The 19386-nt window shown below is 58.4% G+C and carries 17 protein-coding genes; 4 read left to right on the top strand and 13 right to left on the bottom strand.

What is annotated here, in order from left to right; genetic code table 11:
- Positions 1-97 precede the first annotated feature (97 nt).
- From AC1RPZ_RS12905 to AC1RPZ_RS12890, 4 genes are read right to left on the bottom strand one after another with little or no spacing between them, the layout of a single operon-like run.
- Positions 98-835, bottom strand: a complete 738-nt coding sequence (locus tag AC1RPZ_RS12905; protein WP_493137407.1) for an S-methyl-5'-thioinosine phosphorylase — start codon at positions 833-835, stop codon at positions 98-100.
- Between the two features lie 12 nt (positions 836-847).
- Positions 848-1858 carry a beta-N-acetylhexosaminidase gene (gene nagZ / locus AC1RPZ_RS12900; protein ID WP_493137406.1) on the bottom strand — a complete coding sequence of 337 codons (1011 nt, stop codon included), beginning with the start codon at positions 1856-1858 and terminating at the stop codon, positions 848-850.
- Positions 1855-2007 carry a hypothetical protein gene (locus tag AC1RPZ_RS12895; protein ID WP_493137405.1) on the bottom strand — a complete coding sequence of 51 codons (153 nt, stop codon included), beginning with the start codon at positions 2005-2007 and terminating at the stop codon, positions 1855-1857. The genes nagZ and AC1RPZ_RS12895 overlap by 4 nt, the downstream gene beginning before the upstream one ends.
- A 48-nt stretch (positions 2008-2055) precedes the next feature.
- Positions 2056-2763, bottom strand: coding sequence for a TetR/AcrR family transcriptional regulator (locus AC1RPZ_RS12890; RefSeq protein ID WP_493137404.1), 708 nt, complete (start codon positions 2761-2763; stop codon positions 2056-2058).
- A 252-nt stretch (positions 2764-3015) separates the two neighbouring features.
- Between AC1RPZ_RS12890 and lexA the strand changes: the two genes are divergently transcribed.
- Both lexA and sulA read left to right on the top strand, forming a co-directional pair.
- The gene (gene lexA, locus AC1RPZ_RS12885) at positions 3016-3624 is read left to right on the top strand and encodes a transcriptional repressor LexA (RefSeq protein ID WP_493137403.1); all 609 of its coding nucleotides are present in this window, start codon (positions 3016-3018) and stop codon (positions 3622-3624) included.
- Between the two features lie 10 nt (positions 3625-3634).
- Positions 3635-4108, top strand: a complete 474-nt coding sequence (sulA, locus tag AC1RPZ_RS12880; protein ID WP_493137402.1) for an SOS-induced cell division inhibitor SulA — start codon at positions 3635-3637, stop codon at positions 4106-4108.
- A gap of 106 nt (positions 4109-4214) precedes the next feature.
- On the opposite strand, the gene AC1RPZ_RS12875 is transcribed toward sulA, so the two are convergent.
- The 7 genes from AC1RPZ_RS12875 to AC1RPZ_RS12845 form a co-directional block, all read right to left on the bottom strand.
- Positions 4215-4448 (bottom strand): hypothetical protein, encoded by a 234-nt coding sequence (locus tag AC1RPZ_RS12875; protein WP_123426092.1) that lies wholly within the window; start codon positions 4446-4448, stop codon positions 4215-4217.
- Between the two features lie 151 nt (positions 4449-4599).
- The gene (locus AC1RPZ_RS12870; RefSeq protein ID WP_493137401.1) at positions 4600-5124 is read right to left on the bottom strand and encodes a DUF6586 family protein; all 525 of its coding nucleotides are present in this window, start codon (positions 5122-5124) and stop codon (positions 4600-4602) included.
- 142 nt (positions 5125-5266) lie between these two features.
- The gene (gene topA, locus AC1RPZ_RS12865; RefSeq protein ID WP_493137400.1) at positions 5267-7888 is read right to left on the bottom strand and encodes a type I DNA topoisomerase; all 2622 of its coding nucleotides are present in this window, start codon (positions 7886-7888) and stop codon (positions 5267-5269) included.
- A gap of 114 nt (positions 7889-8002) precedes the next feature.
- Complete coding sequence (locus AC1RPZ_RS12860) at positions 8003-8239, bottom strand: DUF1653 domain-containing protein (protein WP_019692748.1); 237 nt, start codon at positions 8237-8239, stop codon at positions 8003-8005.
- Positions 8240-8328: 89 nt separating this feature from the next.
- Positions 8329-9504, bottom strand: coding sequence for an acetyl-CoA C-acyltransferase FadA (gene fadA / locus AC1RPZ_RS12855; RefSeq protein WP_493137399.1), 1176 nt, complete (start codon positions 9502-9504; stop codon positions 8329-8331).
- A 30-nt stretch (positions 9505-9534) separates the two neighbouring features.
- A complete protein-coding gene (gene fadB / locus AC1RPZ_RS12850) occupies positions 9535-11682 on the bottom strand; it encodes a fatty acid oxidation complex subunit alpha FadB (protein ID WP_493137398.1) in 2148 nt (715 codons plus the stop codon).
- Between the two features lie 526 nt (positions 11683-12208).
- Complete coding sequence (locus AC1RPZ_RS12845; RefSeq protein ID WP_493137397.1) at positions 12209-12646, bottom strand: hypothetical protein; 438 nt, start codon at positions 12644-12646, stop codon at positions 12209-12211.
- Positions 12647-12750: 104 nt separating this feature from the next.
- Here AC1RPZ_RS12845 and AC1RPZ_RS12840 point away from each other — a divergent pair, with 104 nt between their 5' ends.
- Positions 12751-13188, top strand: coding sequence for a universal stress protein (locus AC1RPZ_RS12840; protein ID WP_262117248.1), 438 nt, complete (start codon positions 12751-12753; stop codon positions 13186-13188).
- Between the two features lie 90 nt (positions 13189-13278).
- Here AC1RPZ_RS12840 and AC1RPZ_RS12835 read toward each other — a convergent pair whose 3' ends face one another.
- Complete coding sequence (locus AC1RPZ_RS12835) at positions 13279-15195, bottom strand: ATP-binding cassette domain-containing protein (protein ID WP_493137395.1); 1917 nt, start codon at positions 15193-15195, stop codon at positions 13279-13281.
- 213 nt (positions 15196-15408) lie between these two features.
- Between AC1RPZ_RS12835 and AC1RPZ_RS12830 the strand changes: the two genes are divergently transcribed.
- Positions 15409-17337 carry a transglycosylase SLT domain-containing protein gene (locus tag AC1RPZ_RS12830; protein WP_493137394.1) on the top strand — a complete coding sequence of 643 codons (1929 nt, stop codon included), beginning with the start codon at positions 15409-15411 and terminating at the stop codon, positions 17335-17337.
- Between the two features lie 147 nt (positions 17338-17484).
- Here the strand turns inward: AC1RPZ_RS12830 and AC1RPZ_RS12825 are convergent, their stop codons facing one another.
- On the bottom strand, positions 17485-19278 hold the full coding sequence (locus AC1RPZ_RS12825; protein WP_493137392.1) for an ABC transporter transmembrane domain-containing protein: 1794 nt from the start codon (positions 19276-19278) through the stop codon (positions 17485-17487).
- Between the last annotated feature and the right edge of the window lie 108 nt (positions 19279-19386).

The raw sequence follows: 19386 nt of genomic DNA, 5'->3' as shown, positions 1-19386 counted from the left end.
ACACTGGACCGAGTTCTGACGCAAGACTCTCGGCATACACTGATCTAATGTGGGAGCGAGCTTGCTCGCGATGGGGTCGACTCGATATTACTGATACTCAGCCCGCCAACACCCGCGCCAACGTCGACTTCACCTTGCCCATCCCGTCATGCAGCGCCTGCTCGATCTCGGCCATGGTAATCACCGCCGTTGACTTGCCCGCCGCCGGGTTCACCACCAGCGCCAGACAGGCGTAATCCAGCTCCAGCTCACGAGCCAATGCGGCTTCCGGCATACCGGTCATGCCGACAATATCGCAACCGTCACGTTCCAGGCGGGCGATCTCGGCAACCGTTTCCAGACGCGGCCCCTGCGTGCAGGCATACACACCATGGCTGCTGTAAGCGCAGCCTTCAGCTGCCAACGCGGCAATCAACTGCTCACGCAATGGTTCGCTGTAGGGATAGCTGAAATCGATGTGAGTGACCTGCTCCAGGTCATCGGCAAAATAGGTGTGCTGGCGACCGCTGGTGTAATCGATCAGCTGATGAGGCACACAGAAATGTCCGGTACCCATGGCGGCATGAATCCCACCGACCGCGTTGACCGCCAGAATGGCCTGTGCGCCCGCCTGCTTCAGCGCCCACAGGTTGGCCCGGTAATTCACCTGATGCGGCGGAAAACGGTGCGGATGGCCATGACGGGCGAGAAACAGCACTTCACGCCCGGCATACTCACCGACCTGGATCTCGGCCGATGGCGCGCCGTACGGAGTGTCCAGCGCCAGCGACTGGCGAATGCTCAAACCTTCGAGCTGAGTCAGACCGGTGCCACCGATAATCGCGTAAACCGTCATTGCAAAAAATCCTTAATCAATCAGTTGGGCATCTTTGAGCGCGCCAAGGGCGGTGAGCCAACGCGGATTCTGTCGATAATCAGTGCTGGCGAACGACTGGCTGCGCATCCGCGCAATGCGTGCAGACGGCTTGATCTTCAAGCGCTGAGCCGCGCTCAGGGCCAGTTCGGCAGCCGCACGATCATTGCACACCAGGCCCATGTCGCAACCAGCCGAGAGTGCCGCTTCGATCCGACTGGCAGCGTCACCGACCACATGTGCACCGGCCATCGACAGATCGTCGCTGAAAATCACCCCGTCAAACTGCAACTCGCCGCGCAGGATGTCCTGCAACCAGCGGCGCGAGAAGCCGGCCGGCTGCGAGTCAACTTGCGGATAGATCACGTGAGCAGGCATCACGGCTGCCAGTTGCTTGCTCAAGCGCGCGAACGGTACGAGGTCATTGGCGCGAATCTCGTCGAGGCTGCGTTCGTCATTGGGAATGGCGACGTGAGAATCGGCTTCCGCCCAGCCGTGGCCGGGGAAGTGCTTGCCGGTAGCCGCCATGCCGGCGCTGTTCATGCCGCGAATGAAAGCACCTGCCAGCAAGGCCGCGCGCTCTGGATCGCCTTCGAACGAACGGGTACCGACCACGGCACTGCGCTGATAATCGAGATCCAGCACCGGGGCGAAGCTCAAGTCGAGACCCACGGCCAGCACTTCGGTCGCCATGATCCAGCCACACTGCTCGGCCAGGTATTCGGCGTTCGGGTTGTCAGCAATCGCCCGCATGGCTGGCAGACGCACGAAGCCCTGACGCAGACGCTGCACCCGACCGCCCTCCTGGTCCACTGCCAACAGCAGGTCCGGTCGCACCGCACGAATCGACGCACTCAACTCGCGAACCTGACGAGGATGCTCGATGTTGCGCGCAAAAATGATCAGGCCGCCCACTTCGGGCTGACGCAACAGTTGGCGATCTTCGGCCGTCAGCCAGGTACCGGCGACGTCCACCATCAACGAGCCTTGCAGGCCAGCAGTCATAGAAATTCCTTGATAACGAAAAGCGCGCGTGGCGCATCTTTGAAGAGCCCGGCGCGATGCAGACACACTACTTCGCCGCCAAGGGCGATGCCCGGCGGAACGTGGTCGGTAAAAGAGAAATCGAGCGGGTCTGAAACGAGAGTCGGCATGGGCGGCTAGCTTAGCGGATGTAAGCTGCCGCGCCCACCCGTGTGCGGTTAAACCTTGGCGGCTTGCGGTGCCGATTTGCTGCGAGGACGTAACTGGGCCGAAGCCATGGCATCGTCGGTAACGCCGGTTTCGGCACGCATGCCAGCGGCCAGGAACGGCACCATCAGGCGCATCACCTGCTCGATCGAGGTGTTGACCCCGAAATCGGTCTCGGCGATAGCGCGCAAGGCCTTGATCCCCGACATGCTGAACGCCGCCGCACCAAGCATGAAGTGTACGCGCCAGAACAGCTCGATAGGCGGAATACGCGGCGCGGCTTCGTTGACCAGCATCATGTAACGACGGAACACCTTGCCGTACATATCTTCCAGGTAACGACGCAAGTGCCCCTGGCTCTGGCTGAATGCCAACCCCAACAGGCGCATGAAGATCGACAGGTCATTGCCGCTGCGTGGCTGCACCACGAGCGCTTGTTCGACGAGTATTTCCAGTAGTTCTTCAAGGCTCGGCTTGCTGTCCGGCCTGGCCTGACGGCGCTCCAGCTCGCGATCGAGACTGATGCAGAAAGGCCCGAGAAAACGCGAGAAGACTGCTTGAATCAAGGCCTTCTTTGAGCCGAAATGATAGTTCACCGCCGCCAGATTGACCCCAGCCTTGCTGGTGATCAGCCGCAATGAAGTTTCGGCAAAACCTTTTTCCGCGAACAACTGCTCGGCAGCATCGAGAATGCGTTCAACGGTTTCCGACTGGGCCATGGCTACTCCGCCTGACAAACACTTGTTTGAAACATACGTTTCAGCCTGAGCCTTGTCAAGTCTGCCTGTTCGTTTTGCGAACGGTCGGTCAGCTATTTAACCATACAAGCAGACGGGTGTAGTCAGTCCTTCAACCAACGAGCTGACGATCTGTAAACCGACCGTCCAGCGGGAGGGTGAAAAAGGAGGATTGCCAAGATCACTTCACTGTATATAATCCCAGTCACTGTATAAAAAGACAGAGCGATCGACATGCTAAAACTGACGCCACGCCAAGCTGAGATTCTGGCTTTTATCAAACGCTGCCTCGAAGACAACGGCTATCCGCCGACCCGTGCGGAGATCGCCCTGGAGCTTGGCTTCAAGTCGCCCAACGCGGCTGAAGAGCACCTCAAGGCACTAGCGCGCAAGGGAGCGATCGAAATGACGCCCGGCGCCTCACGCGGCATTCGCATCCCGGGCTTTGAAACCAAGGCCGATGAGCCCACCCTGCCGATCATTGGCCGGGTTGCTGCCGGCGCTCCGATTCTCGCTCAACAGCACATCGAAGAATCCTGCAACATCAATCCTTCCTTCTTCCACCCACGCGCCGACTATTTGTTGCGCGTCCACGGCATGAGCATGAAGGACATAGGGATTTTCGACGGCGACCTCCTCGCCGTGCACACCACTCGTGAAGCCCGCAATGGCCAGATTGTGGTTGCACGGATCGGCGACGAAGTGACCGTCAAGCGCTTCAAGCGCGATGGCAGCAAGGTCTGGTTGATTGCCGAAAACCCCGAGTTTGCCCCGATCGAAGTGAACCTGAAAGATCAGGACCTGGTGATCGAAGGCTTGAGTGTCGGCGTCATTCGCCGCTAAAGGAGGCGTTATGCAGTTCCCTCACACACCACAGCACACACAACTTCCGCTGTTCGAAGCGTTCATGGCTCAGCCGCTGGCGCCGACTCTCAAAGACGTGGTCGAGTCGCCCTGGAGCGCCGAACCCGAAGCGTTCAGTGAGTTGTCATTACGTGGTGCGGCCGGGAACTGCCTGAACCTTCTGGCCCCTATCCTCAGAGAACTGAGTCAGGATCAGGATGCTCGCTGGCTGACGCTGATTGCACCGCCCGCCAGCCTGACTCAAGCCTGGCTGCGAGACGCCGGCCTGAACCGCGAACGCATTCTGCTGCTGCAACCGAGAGGGACTCAGAGCGCTCAGCAATTGGCTTGCGAAGCCTTGCGCCTAGGTCGTAGTCATACCGTTGTGAGCTGGCTGAATCCGTTGAACAGCGGCGCGCGGCAACAACTGATCGGTGCCGCCCGTATCGGGGATGCGCAAAGTCTGAATATTCGGTTGGGTTAAGTGACACGCACCGTGCACTTGAAAAGCGCAGGGCTTCTCCAGGACAGAGAAGCCAATCTGTAACGTTGATGTGGAATGATGCCCTACGAAAAGCCGACAAACGGAATCAATGGAGAATCCGCGGCCCTTCTTCTTTGTCGAACTCGCCTTCAACCAAGCGCCCAGCCATCTGCACACCCACGCTCAACATCGCCTTGGCGACTTCAACGTGCTGGCCTTGCAGGAACGCCTTGGCGTCTTCAGAGAAGTCCAAAGTCACCAGAGAACCCTCGTCCTCAGCTCTGCGCAGCTCAATACGGCCGTCTGGCAGCTCGACAATTTCTAGAAAGGACGTTGGCATAAAGGTCTGTTCTCCACGAAAGGCGGGGATTATATAGTCATCAGCGCAGCTTCGCTCGGGATCTTGACCGGCTGCACGCCACCGAAACCGGTGTTGGAGATCATCCCTGATCCATAGCCACCCATGAACGCTCAGCGCTCAGTGCCGTGACTCAGCACTCATTCAGCCCTTCGCGAAACCGAATCGCCAGGCCTTTAAGGTTCTGACGCCAGCTCTCAAGCTCTTCTCGGCTCAACTCTTGAGGAGGCTCTTCTTCATCCAGGTTAACCGCCAGGATCAGCGGCTGCGTTACATCGCCCTTGGGTTTGCGCGGTGCGCGTGGTGGTTGAAACAGCGCGGCATGGGCAGCCAGAAGCTTTGCCAGCCAGGTTTCAGGGTTGTTCGCCAACTCGACCATCTCCGCCATCTCTGGAATAGCGATGGTTTCGAGCACTTCACGGGTCAGCAGCAATTCTGCTCGCGGCGCACTGGCCTGAGGCAAGCGGTAGAAACCAGCGATCTCATGGCATAGGCCCAGCAGTGCGCCGTACAAATGAAACAACGCCGACTCACGCTCCGCCTGGATCAGCGCCAGGGAGTTCATCGCCCGCCCCTCTTCCGCTCGGGCCAGCGCCTCAAGCGACAGACCGGCGAAGTAAATTTTCTGATTGGTACGGGTGTAAAGTTCGTGGGCCATGACGGCAGTCTCCACAACGAAATAAGACGCGTGATGCAGGTCTGACAGTGTCATGGATCAGACAAGCCCACTGCAAGCGCAAAACAAAGGCCGCATGAAATCCCGAGGGTTCGCATGCGGCCTTTTACATCGCATTGCCCGGTTACTTGGCTACGCGCTTGTCTTCAACCACCCACTTGCCACCGTCGTAGAACGCCTTCCAACCGGTAGGCTTGCCTTCGACCTCGGTCTGCACGTACTGCTCCTTGGTCTTGCGGCTGTAACGGATCACCGCCGGGAGGCCATCCGGATCCTTCTTCGGCGCTTCGCAGAGGAAGTGGTACTTCGGATCAATCTCATCCTTGTGCGGCACAATCTCGATCACCAGCGGAGCACGTGTCTCGCGGTTTTTCGGGAACTGGCTCGCCGCCAGGAACAGGCCGGAAGCACCGTCACGCAGAATGTAGGTGTCGTTGACCTTCTCGCACTTGAGCTCGGGCATCTTCACCGGATCCATCTTCGGCGGTGCCGCGTCACCGCTCTTCAGCAGTTTGCGGGTGTTCTTGCAGGTCGCGTTGGTGCACCCGAAGAACTTGCCGAAACGGCCAGTCTTCAACTGCATTTCGCTGCCGCACTTGTCGCATTCCAGACTCGGGCCTTCGTAGCCCTTGATGCGATAGCTGCCTTCTTCGATCTCGTAGCCCGCGCAATCCGGGTTGTTACCGCAGATGTGCAGCTTGCGCTTCTCATCCAGCAGGTAAGCATCCATCGCAGTGCTGCAGATCGGACAGCGATGCTTGCCACGCAACACCAAGGACTCCGACTCGCCCTCATCGTCCGCTGCGATCTCATCGCCCGGCACCAGGTTGACGGTGGCCTTGCAGCGCTCTTTTGGCGGCAGGCTGTAGCCCGAGCAACCAAGGAACACACCGGTCGATGCGGTACGAATCTGCATCGGACGACCGCAGGTGAGGCACGGGATGTCAGTCATGACCGGCTGGTTGGCACGCATGCCGTTTTCCGCACTCTCGGCTACTTCGAGCTTCTTCTTGAAGTCGCCGTAGAACTCGTCGAGCACGCTTTTCCAGTCACGCTCGCCCTGGGCAACGTCATCGAGGTTCTCTTCCATGCCGGCGGTGAAGCCGTAGTCCATCAGGTTCGAGAAGCTTTCGGACAGGCGCTCGGTGACAATGTCACCCATCTTTTCCGAATAGAAACGACGGTTGTGCAACGCGACGTAGCCGCGGTCCTGGATGGTCGAAATGATCGCCGCGTAGGTCGAAGGACGACCGATACCGCGTTTTTCCATTTCTTTAACCAGGCTGGCTTCCGAGTAACGCGCCGGCGGCTTGGTGAAGTGCTGGCTCGGATCAAGTTTGATCAGCTTCAGCACATCGCCCTGCGCCATGTCCGGCAGCACATCATCATCGCCAGGCTTGGCCATTTGCGGCATGACGCGGGTGTAACCGTCGAACTTCAGAATGCGGCCCTTGGCACGCAGCTCGAAGCCGCTAGCGGCGACGCTGACGGTGGTCGACAGGTATTTCGCCGGCAGCATCTGGCAAGCGACGAATTGGCGCCAGATCAGCTCGTAGAGACGCTCAGCATCACGTTCCATACCCGACAGCTTGCTTGGATCGGTATTCACGTCAGAAGGACGAATCGCTTCGTGAGCCTCTTGCGCGCCTTCCTTGCTGCTGTAGACGTTCGGTGTTTCCGGCAGGTACTTGCTGCCGAACTCACCTTCAATATAAGTACGCGCCATCGCCACGGCATCAGCCGAGAGGTTGGTCGAGTCGGTACGCATGTAAGTGATGTAGCCAGCTTCGTACAGACGCTGGGCCATCATCATGGTTTTCTTCACGCCGAAGCCCAGGCGGTTACTGGCAGCCTGTTGCAGCGTGGAGGTGATGAACGGTGCCGACGGCTTGCTGCTGGTCGGCTTGTCTTCGCGCTTGGCGATGGTGTAGCTGGATGCCTTAAGCTTCTCCAGCGCAGCCATGGCCTGGGCTTCGTTGAGTGGCTTGAAGGCTTCGCCGTTTTCACGGGCCACTTCAAAACGCACATTGGCGCCCTTGGCGGTGCCGAGGTCAGCGTGAACTTCCCAGTACTCTTCCGGGTTGAACGCACGAATCTCGCGCTCACGCTCCACCACCAGCTTCACAGCTACCGATTGCACACGACCGGCGGACAGGCCGCGAGCGATCTTGGACCACAGCAGCGGCGAAACCATGTAACCCACCACGCGGTCGAGGAAACGACGCGCTTGCTGAGCGTTGACCCGATCGATGTCCAGCTCGCCGGGCTGGGAGAAGGCTTCCTGAATCGCCTTCTTGGTGATTTCGTTGAACACCACGCGCTTGTAGCGGCTGTCGTCACCACCGATGGCTTCGCGCAGGTGCCAGGCAATGGCTTCCCCCTCGCGATCCAAGTCGGTTGCGAGATAGATGGTGTCAGCATCCTTGGCGAGCCGGCGCAGCTCTTCGATGACCTTTTCCTTGCCCGGGAGGATCTCGTACTTGGCTTTCCAGCCATGATCGGGATCGACACCCATGCGCGAGACCAGCTGCTTGCGCGCTTTTTCTTTAGGCGACAGCGCCGGCGCTTCGCCAGCAGCAGCCTTGCCACGCTTGGCGGCAGGCTCTTTGCTGGCGCTAGCCGAACCGCTGGTGGGCAGGTCTCGGATATGGCCGATACTCGACTTCACCACGTATTGGTTACCCAGATACTTGTTGATGGTCTTGGCCTTAGCCGGGGATTCCACAATGACCAGCGATTTGCCCATGGATCAGAAAATTCCTGAATTCTAGAAGTGAAAGGCGGTTGGCGCCTGACGCGGCACCGCTATATATAGTGGCAACAAGGTGAGGTCAAGCGCAGGGTTCTGCGCGCTCTCCGCTTATGGCCTTGAAAAAAGGCTCGGTTCGGCCTGCACCAAAGCAAAGCGTGGGACCTGCTCGCCGTCAACTTCGACCGACTCCAGGAACATGCTCAAGGGACGCACCCAAAAGCCGTAATCGCCATACAGGGCTTGGTAGAAGACCACTTCTTCTTCGGTCTCCGAGTGCCGCGCCACACTGAAAACGCGGTACTGCGGACCTTTGTAATGCTGGTAGAGCCCTGGTTGTATCGGCATGGTCTGGGCCTCCCTCAAATAGAAATAAAAAAAATCTTCAGAAAAACAAAAACCGGGGCACTTGGCCCCGGCTTCCGACGACGAAACGCTTAAACGCGTTCGAAGACGGTGGCAATGCCCTGGCCGAGACCAATGCACATAGTCGATACACCGAAGGTACCGCCATTTTGCTTCATCACGTTCAGCAAAGTGCCGGAGATACGCGCACCGGAGCAACCGAACGGGTGACCCAAGGCGATCGCGCCGCCGTGCAGGTTAACCTTCTCGTTCATCTTGTCGAGCACTTTCAAATCTTTCAGCACTGGCAGGGCCTGTGCAGCGAAAGCTTCGTTGAGTTCGAAGAAGTCGATATCGGCAATTCCCAGACCTGCGCGCTTCAGTGCTTTCTGTGTCGCCGGTACTGGACCATAGCCCATGATCGCCGGGTCCACACCTGCCACTGCCATCGAACGGATCACCGCCATCGGCTGAATACCCAGGTCCTGTGCACGCTGCGCCGACATCACGATCATGCACGAAGCACCATCGGTGATCTGCGACGAAGTACCGGCTGTCACGGTGCCGCCCTTGGGATTGAACGCCGGCTTCAACGCCGCCAGGCTTTCCAGGGTGGTTTCCGGACGGATGGTTTCGTCGTAGTCGAACAGTTTCAGGAATCCGTTCTCGTCGTAACCCTGCATCGGGATGATTTCGTCTTTGAACTTGCCTTCCACCGTCGCTTTATGGGCGAGTTGGTGGGAGCGCACGCCGAAGGCATCCTGCTGCTCACGGGTAATACCGTGCATTTTGCCGAGCATTTCTGCGGTCAGGCCCATCATGCCCGAGGCTTTCGCCGCGTACAGTGACATGTGCGGGTTCGGATCGACACCGTGCATCATGCTGACGTGACCCATGTGCTCGACGCCGCCCACCACGAACACGTCACCGTTACCGGTCATGATCGCTTGCGCTGCGGTGTGCAGTGCACTCATCGACGAGCCACACAGACGGCTGACGGTCTGACCGGCAGCAGTGTGCGGGATCTGGGTCATCAAGGACACCATGCGGGCGATGTTCCAGCCCTGCTCCAGGGTCTGGTTCACACAGCCCCAGATCACATCTTCGACTTCGTTCGGGTCGACCTTGACGTTACGTTCCAGCAATTTGCTGATCAGGTGCGCCGACATGTCTTCAGCGCGGGTGTTGCGGTGCATGCCGCCCTTGGAGCGGCCCATCGGAGTACGACCGAAGTCGACAATCACGACGTCTCTAGGATTCAAGCTCATATAATTTCACTCTCGCTCTAGTGTGGGCGCTTAACCGAAGAAGCTCTGGCCGTTTTTGGCCATCTCGCGCAGCTTCTCGGTTGGGTGGTACAGCGCGCCCAAATCAGCGTACTGGTCAGCCAGGGCAACGAACTCTGCAACACCGATTGCGTCGATGTAGCGCAGTGCACCGCCACGGAATGGAGGGAAACCAATGCCATAGACCAGACCCATGTCGGCTTCGGCAGCGGTTTCGACGATGCCGTCTTCCAGGCAACGCACGGTTTCCAGACACAACGGGATCATCATCCAGTTGATGATGTCTTCGTCGGTCACTTCACGCTGTTCGAAGACGATGGGCTTGAGCACTTCGAGTACCGACGGATCGGCTACTTTCTTCTGCTTGCCGCGCTTGTCGGTCTCGTAGGCGTAGAAGCCCTTGCCGTTCTTCTGGCCCAGGCGCTTGGCTTCGTAGAGCACATCAATGGCCGAACGACGGTCGTCTTTCATGCGGTCCGGGAAGCCTTCAGCCATCACGTCACGACCGTGGTGGCCGGTGTCGATACCGACTACGTCCATCAGGTACGCCGGACCCATTGGCCAGCCGAATTTTTCCATGATCTTGTCGATGCGGACGAAATCCACACCGGCGCTGACCAACTTGGCGAAACCACCGAAGTACGGGAACAGTACACGGTTGACCAAAAAGCCCGGGCAATCGTTGACGACGATCGGGTTCTTGCCCATTTTTTTGGCGTAGGCAACGGTGGTGGCAACAGCCAGCTCGCTGGACTTCTCGCCACGGATCACTTCAACCAGCGGCATCATGTGCACCGGGTTGAAGAAGTGCATGCCGACGAAGTTTTCCGGACGCTTGAGGGCTTTGGCCAACAGGCTGATGGAAATGGTCGAGGTATTCGAAGCGAGGATGGTGTCCTCTTTGACCTTGTCTTCGACTTCGGCCAATACCGCTTGTTTGACCTTCGGGTTCTCGACAACCGCTTCGACGACCAGGTCGACGTGGCCGAAATCACCGTAGGACAGGGTTGGACGAATGCCGTTGAGTACTTCGGCCATTTTTGCTGCGGTCATGCGACCTTTATCAACGCGGCCCACCAGCAGTTTCGCGGCTTCAGCCAGACCCTGCTCGATACCGTGTTCGTTGATGTCCTTCATCAGGATCGGCGTGCCTTTGGACGCCGACTGATAAGCGATACCGCCACCCATGATACCGGCGCCGAGAACGGCAGCCTGTTTCACGTCTTTGGCGATTTCGTCGTAGGCCTTGGCTTTTTTCTTCAGTTCCTGATCGTTCAGGAACAGACCGATCAAGCTCTGTGAAGCGGAGGTCTTGGCCAGCTTGACGAAACCAGTGGCTTCGACTTCCAGAGCCTTGTCGCGACCGAAGTTCGCGGCTTTCTGGATGGTCTTGATCGCTTCAACCGGCGCCGGATAGTTCGGACCGGCTTGACCGGCTACGAAACCTTTGGCGGTTTCGAAAGCCATCATTTGCTCGATGGCATTCAGTTTGAGCTTTTCCAGCTTCGGCTGACGCTTGGCCTTGTAATCGAACTCGCCGGAAATGGCGCGCTTGATCAGTTCCAAGGCCGCTTCCCGCAGCTTCTCTGGAGCCACAACCGCATCGACTGCGCCGACTTTCAGCGCGTCTTCCGGACGGTTTTCCTTACCGGCGGCAATCCACTCGATGGCGTTGTCGGCACCGATGATACGCGGCAGGCGAACAGTACCGCCGAAGCCTGGGTAGATGCCCAGTTTGACTTCCGGCAGACCGATCTTGGCCTTGGTGGACATGACGCGGTAGTCCGCCGCCAGACACATTTCCAGACCACCGCCCAAAGCGATGCCGTTGATCGCGGCTACGGTCGGAACATTGAGGTCTTCGAAATCGCTGAAAATCTTGTTGGCTTCGAGGTTGCCAGCAACCAGCTCTGCATCCGGCAGCTTGAAGTTGTCGACGAATTCGGTGATGTCGGCGCCGACGATGAACACGTCCTTGCCACTGCTGACGATCACACCCTTGACCGACGCATCTGCCTTGATGGCGTCTACGGCCTGACGCAATTCGTTCAGGGTTAGACGGTTGAACTTGTTGACGGACTCACCCTTGAGGTCGAATTTCAATTCGACGATGCCACTTTCAAGAGCCTTAACCGTGATGGCTTTACCTTCGTAAATCATCAACTGATCTCCACGATATGGAAGCTGAACAGTACACGTCGGACGCTGACGTTCTGGCTCGGCATGGACGTTACCGTCGATGCTAACGCCATTCCACCAGGCACACCCGCCAACGCGATAGTCGGGATTCTGTAGGAGCTGTCTGTAATACAAACGCTCAATTCATACGCCCGTTTGATTTGGGTACGCCACCTTCACGGAATTTCCGACAATTGTCAATCGCCCAAAATGCTGGTTGAAACGCGACTTTGCGGTCATATCCGTACCACGAAGACCTGCAACACGCAGATGCATGTTCAGCCATTCATAGAATCAATATTTAGAAACGTCGCCCTAATTAGCTGCGCAACTGAAAATACACAGCTACGCTGGCCGGGGACGATAAGCGAAAAACAGAGGCGCTTATGGCGAACGCCAAGCGCAAGATCGGCGCCACGCCTGAGACAGCGTGACGATTTAGCGAATTTCCGGCCTGCCTGGCCAACTCCAGCCCGATGAAGATGTCGGGCTTTTTATTGCCCGCCGTTCAGGCCAGTGCCTTGAGGACAGCATCAATCTGCTGCAACACCTCGGCCTCGCCCCTCTCCCCCCAATACAAGGTGATCATTTGCTTGTCGGCCTCAACTTTGTAGACGTTGGCCGGCAACTTCCGGAAATGAATCAACAACGACTCATCCTGACAAACTTCTCGCCATTGATTGACCCACACGCCCGGCGCACTTTGCCAATAAATCCAGCACGCCGGCTGATTACCCCGTCGCGGCCGATGGTATTGCGCACACGGGCTAGGCGGCTCAGGTTCCAGCCAGTGCGGCCACTCCTGCGGCGCCAGCTGCATGGCCAGGCCGATGCGTCGCGCCTCCATGCGCAAGGCCATCTGCCCGCCCTGTTTACGCGAAGGCCGCAGCCATGCAAGCGGACTCAGCACCACTGCGAGGATTGACACCACTATCCAGACCGTCATATCTGTACTCCCGATTCTTGATGGGCGGATTGATCCATGCCAGAACCAATCCGCTTGAAACCAGCCATACTTACCGTTATCGCAATCCTCAGGAGGAGCACCTCATGCCCTACCACCATATTCTGGTCGCCGTAGATCTAACCGAAGAGTGCGATCCTGTGATTCACCGTGCTCGCGAAATATCGGTCGGCAGCGGTGCCAAATTGTCCCTGGTTCACATTGTCGAACCGATGGCCATGGCCTTTGGTGGTGACGTGCCGATGGACCTGTCGCAATTGCAGCAGCAGCAATTTGATCAGGCCAAGGAGCGCCTCGAGCGCCTGATCAACAAGTATCCTGAACTCTCCAAAGAAAACAGCCACCTGACCTATGGCCAACCACGCCAGGAAATCCATCATATGGCCAAGGAACAGGAGTGCGACCTGATCGTCGTGGGCAGCCATGGCCGCCACGGCCTTGCGCTGCTGCTGGGCTCCACCGCCAATGACGTGCTGCATGGCGCGCCTTGCGATGTACTGGCAGTGCGCCTGATCAAAAGCTAAAGCCTCTGCTGACACACCTTCGGCAGTTCCTACGAAAAGCCCGACGTTCAGCGATGAACGTCGGGCTTTTTTACATCAGCAACGGATCAATCAGGCATCCAGCTCGGCCCAGCGCTCGACCAATACGTCGAGTTCCGCTTGCAGTTGCTCAAGCTGCGCGATGACCCTGGCAGTTTCGGCAGCCGGACGCTGATAGAAACCAGCATCGGCCATTTCGGTTTGCACCGCGGCGATCTGCTGTTCTTTGGCGTCGATATCGCCCGGCAGCGCTTCCAGCTCACGCTGCAGCTTGTAGCTGAGCTTTTTCTTGGCCACTGGCGCTTCTTGAGCCGCCACCGGCGCAGGTGCGGCGGTGACGACTGCAGAGCTCAGGTCGGCTTTGCCGGACTTGCTCTCGGTCACGCCCAACAGACGCGGCGAGCCGCCCTGACGCAGCCAGTCCTGATAACCACCGACGTATTCACGAACCTTGCCTTCACCTTCGAAGACCAGGGTACTGGTGACCACGTTGTCGAGGAATGCCCGGTCGTGGCTGACCATCAGCACAGTGCCATTGAAGGTCAGCAAGACCTCTTCCAGCAACTCGAGGGTTTCCACGTCGAGGTCGTTGGTCGGTTCGTCGAGTACCAGCAGGTTAGCCGGCTTGCTGAACAACTTGGCCAGCAACAGACGCGCACGCTCACCACCGGACAACGCCTTGACCGGCGTGCGGGCACGCTGCGGGCTGAACAGGAAGTCGCCGAGGTAGCTCAACACGTGACGGCTCTGGCCGTCGATATCGATGAAGTCGCGACCTTCGGCGACGTTGTCGATCACGGTCTTTTCCAGATCCAGCTGATGGCGCAGTTGGTCAAAATAGGCCACATCGATGCGAGTGCCCTCTTCGACTTTGCCGCTGGTCGGCTGCAAGCCACTGAGCATCAGCTTCAGCAAGGTGGTTTTGCCGGTACCGTTGGCACCCAGCAGACCGATACGGTCGCCGCGCTGCAGGACCATGGAGAAATCCTTGATCAGGAACGGGCCACCCGGATGAGCGAAACTCACGTTCTCGAGGACCATTACCTGCTTGCCGGACTTGTCAGCAGTATCCAGCTGAATGTTGGCTTTTCCAGTGCGCTCACGACGCTCGCTACGCTCGACGCGCAGAGCCTTGAGGGCACGAACGCGACCTTCGTTACGGGTGCGACGAGCCTTGATGCCCTGGCGGATCCAGACTTCTTCCTGGGCCAGACGCTTGTCGAACAACGCGTTAGCGGTTTCTTCGGCAGCCAGGGTAGCTTCCTTGTGAACGAGGAAGCTGGCGTAGTCGCCGTTCCAGTCGATCAGGCCGCCGCGATCCAGTTCCAGGATGCGAGTTGCCAGGTTTTGCAGGAAAGAACGGTCGTGCGTAATGAACAGCACGGCGCCCTGGAAATCCTTCAAGGCCTCTTCGAGCCAGGCAATCGCACCGATGTCCAGGTGGTTGGTCGGTTCGTCGAGCAGCAACAGATCCGGCTCGGAAACCAGTGCCTGCGCCAGCAAGACGCGGCGACGCCAGCCGCCAGACAATTCGGCGAGGGTCTTGTCTGCCGGCAATTGCAGACGGCTCAAGGTGCTGTCGACCAATTGCTGCAAACGCCAGCCATCGCGGGCTTCGAGGTCGTGCTGGACGTGCATCAGCTTGTCCAGATCGGCTTCGGTAACGCAGTTCTGACTCAGGTGGTGATATTGCGCGAGCAATTCGCCCACACCGTCCAGCCCCTCGGCAACCACGTCGAACACTGTCCGCTCGTCGGCCACCGGCAATTCTTGCGGCAATTCGCCGATTTTGAGGCCTGGCGCGCGCCAAACGGAGCCGTCATCAGGCTTCTGATCGCCCTTGACGAGCTTCATCATGCTGGATTTGCCAGTGCCGTTGCGGCCGATGATGCACACCCGCTCACCACGGGCGATCTGCCAGGACACCTTGTCCAACAACGGCATAGCGCCGAAAGCAAGGGACACATCGCTGAATTTGAGCAGGGTCATGAGCTTCTCCAAAAACCGGGCGCGCATTCTACCTGACTTGCGACGTCAGAAGGCCGGCATTTTCAATGTCGAAGCACTCTGCACAACATTTGTTGCGATCTTGTACCGACGAGCCGGCAAAGCTTTCACCGGTTGCTGGCAAAAGGCTAAGCTATAAATAATCAGTGCTGGCATTTGCAGGCACTTGTCGTGTTTTTTCTGCCCGGATGTCTCATGCGCAGTCGCCTTTTCAGTTTTTTATCCTGTTTGATTCTTTCTGCCGCTGCCGTTCAATCCGCCCAGGCGGTGGACTTGTCTACCCAACGCCAGTATTACGACGAAGCCAAGCGCGCCTTGGCCAAAGGCGATACAGGCCCGTATTTTCGCTACAGCCAGGAGCTGAGCGATTACCCGCTGGAGCCGTATCTGGCCTATGACGAGTTGACGGCGCGCCTGAAAACCGCGAGCAACGATGAAATCGAAAGGTTCCTCGCCGAGCACGGCGACCTGCCGCAAGCCAACTGGATGAAATTGCGCTGGTTGCGCTGGTTGGCTGAGCGGGGCGACTGGTCGACCTTCGTCAAATACTACGACCCAAAGCTCAATTTCACTGAACTGGACTGCCTCAATGCGCAATACCAGATCGGTCACAACCTCAAGTCCGAAGGTTACGCCAACGCTGACAAGCTCTGGCTGACCGGCAAATCCCAACCTGAAACCTGCGACTCGCTGTTTGCGCAATGGGCCGCCGAGGGCCAACTGACCGAACAGAAGCGCTGGGAACGCCTCAAACTCGCCGCTCACGCACGCAACTATGCGCTGGCCAACAGTTTGATCAACAACATGACCACCCTGGCATCGCGCGGGCGTTTATTGGTTGATGTCGCGCAAAGACCCGAAATGCTCGACCAGCCTTCGCGCTTCACCCCGACCGATGAAGCCATGTCTGACATTGTCAGCCTGGGCCTGCGCCGCTTCGCGCGCCAGGATCCGGACCGGGCGATGGCCCTGCTCGACAGCTATGCCGTCAGCATGCATTTCTCTCGCGACGAAAAGGTCGCCATCGCTCGTGAAATCGGCCTGACCCTGGCCCGTCGTTTCGACAGCCGCGCCCTTGATGTCATGACCAAGTACGACCCGGAGCTGCGTGACAACACCGTATCCGAATGGCGCTTGCGCTTGCTGTTGCGCCTGGCGCGCTGGGACGAAGCCTATCAGTTGACCAGCCGCCTGCCACAGGATCTGGCCCTTACCAATCGCTGGCGCTACTGGAAGGCCCGTAGCCTGGAGCTGGCCCAACCACAAAACCCGGAAGCGCAAACCCTGTACAAGAGTCTGGCCCGTGAGCGCGACTTCTATGGGTTCCTTGCCGCTGACCGTTCGCAATCGCCTTACTCGCTGATCAACAAACCGCTGATGTTGAGCCCGGCGCTGATCAATAAGGTTCGCAATACACCGGGTATACGTCGGGCGCTGGAATTCCTTGCCCGTGGGCAAATCGTTGACGGGCGCCGCGAGTGGTATCACGTCAGCCGTCACTTTAGCCGTGACGAAATGGTTGCCCAGGCAAAACTGGCGTACGACCTGAAATGGTATTTCCCGGCGATCCGCACCATCAGCCAGGCGCAGTACTGGGACGATCTGGACATTCGTTTCCCGATGGCCCACCGCGATACCCTGGTACGTGAAGCCAAGGTCCGCGGCCTGCATTCGAGCTGGGTGTTCGCCATTACCCGCCAGGAAAGTGCTTTCATGGACGATGCCCGCTCCGGTGTCGGTGCCAGCGGCCTGATGCAGTTGATGCCTGGCACCGCCAGGGAAACCGCACGCAAGTTCAGCATTCCGCTGGCCTCACCGCAGCAAGTGCTGGACCCGGACAAAAACATCCAGCTTGGCGCGGCCTACCTGAGTCAGGTTCACAGCCAGTTCAACGGCAACCGGGTCCTCGCCACCGCCGCCTACAACGCCGGTCCCAGCCGTGTTCGCCAGTGGCTAAGCGGTGCCGACCACCTGAGCTTCGATGTCTGGGTGGAAAGCATCCCGTTCGACGAAACCCGCCAGTATGTACAAAACGTGCTGTCCTACTCGGTGATCTACGGCCAGAAGCTCAACTCGCCGCAGCCGCTGGTGGATTGGCATGAGCGGTATTTCGACGATCAATAACCGGTAATGCCGGTAATGTAGGAGCTGGCGAAGCCTGCGATCTTTTTGGCGGCAATTAAAAATGCCCGCATCAATTGATGCGGGCATTTTTGTTGAAGCCTCAAAGCAAGATCAAAAGATCGCAGGCTTCGCCAGCTCCTACAGTGGTCATTCTGCCCCGAAAAAATCGCCGTCTTCGGCAGCGCCTACAAACTGCAACGCCGCCAGCCGCGCATACAGCGCATTGCCGGCGATCAGCTCGTGGTGTGTGCCAATCGCTACCAGTTTTCCCTGGTCCATCACCGCAATCCGATCAGCGTTCTTTACCGTGGCCAGGCGATGGGCGATGACCAGCGTGGTGCGGTTTTTCATCAGGCTGGGCAGCGCTTGCTGGATCAAGTGTTCGCTCTGCGCATCGAGGGCGCTGGTGGCTTCGTCCAACAGCAGGATCGGCGCATCCACCAACAACGCTCGGGCAATGGCCAGGCGCTGGCGCTGACCGCCGGAGAGGCCAAGACCGCCGTCGCCCAGATGCGTCTGGTAGCCATCAGGCATTTTTTCGATGAAATCGTGGGCGTAGGCAATTTTCGCCGCTTCCTGGACCTCGGCCAGGGTTGCCGAGGGTTTGCCATAGCGGATATTTTCTTCGATGCTGCCAAAGAATAGCGCCGGGTTTTGCGACACCAGTGCGAAACAACGGCGCAAATCCATAGGATCAAGTTGAGTCAGTGGCACACCATCAAGCAGGATCCGGCCGGCTATCGGATCGTAGAAACGCAGCAACAGGTCATAAACCGTCGACTTGCCAGCCCCTGAAGGCCCGACCAGCGCGAGGGTTTCGCCGGCCTTGATCGCAAGACTCAAACCATCGATAGCGTAACTTCCGGGCCGCGATGGGTAGGAAAAACGCAGATCTTCGAGCAGCAAATCGCCGTGCACTCGCTCAGGCAACGTCACCTGCCCAGAGACCGGAGGCTGGATAATGTTTTCCGAACGCAGCAACTCGGCAATCCGCTCAGCGGCACCGGCTGCCCGCTGCAGCTCACCGATCACTTCGCTCAAGGTGCCGAAGGCGCTGCCGACGATCAGGCTGTAGAACACGAACGCCGCCAGCTCTCCTGCGGAAATGCGCCCGGCAATCACGTCCATGCCGCCAACCCAGAGCATCACCGCAACCGCCCCCAGCACCAGCATGATCACCAGCGTAATCAACCAGGCGCGCTGAACGATACGTCTGCGTGCGGTATCGAAAGCCTCTTCCACGGTGACGGCGAAGCGCTGCTCATCCTGCACCTGGTGGTTGTAGGCCTGCACCGTCTTGATCTGGCCGAGGGACTCCGACACATAGCTGCCGATATCGGCGATGCGGTCCTGACTCAAACGCGACAGGCTACGCACCCGGCGACCGAAAATCAGGATCGGCGCCAGCACCAGCGGCAAGGCAACCACCACGATGCTGGTGAGTTTCGGGTTAGTAATGAACAGCAGGACGATGCCACCGATCACCATCAATGCATTGCGCAAAAACAACGACAGCGACGAGCCGATCACCGATTGCAGCAATGTGGTGTCGGCAGTCAGGCGCGACTGGATCTCCGAACTGCGGTTGTTTTCGTAGAACCCTGGGTGCAGGTAAATCAAGTGATTGAACACCCGCTGACGGATATCGGCGACGCAGCGCTCGCCGATCCACGACACCAGGTAAAAACGCGTAAAAGTGCCGATCGCGAGGCCCAGCACCAGCAACATGAACAAGCCAATGGATTGATTGAGCAACTGCGGCGATTGGGTCATGAAACCCTGGTCCACCAACAGGCGAATGCCCTGCCCCATGGACAAGGTGATGCCGGCAGTGACGACCAGCGCCAGCAAAGCACCGAGCGCCTGCCAACGGTAAGGCGCGACAAAACGACTGGCCAGACGAATCGCACGGCGGTGACGAGCAGAAAGCATCAGGATCATCCGAAAGCGAAAAACTGAAGGGATCAACCCGGTCAAGCCTACACCGGTCGATCCGCCGCAACCCTGTAAATCACAATGAGTCAGGTTAAATATGACCGCTGACAATAG

This window comes from Pseudomonas sp. GW822-FHT02D10 (assembly GCF_058802345.1).
This window is presented reverse-complemented; position numbering and strand designations above follow the sequence as displayed.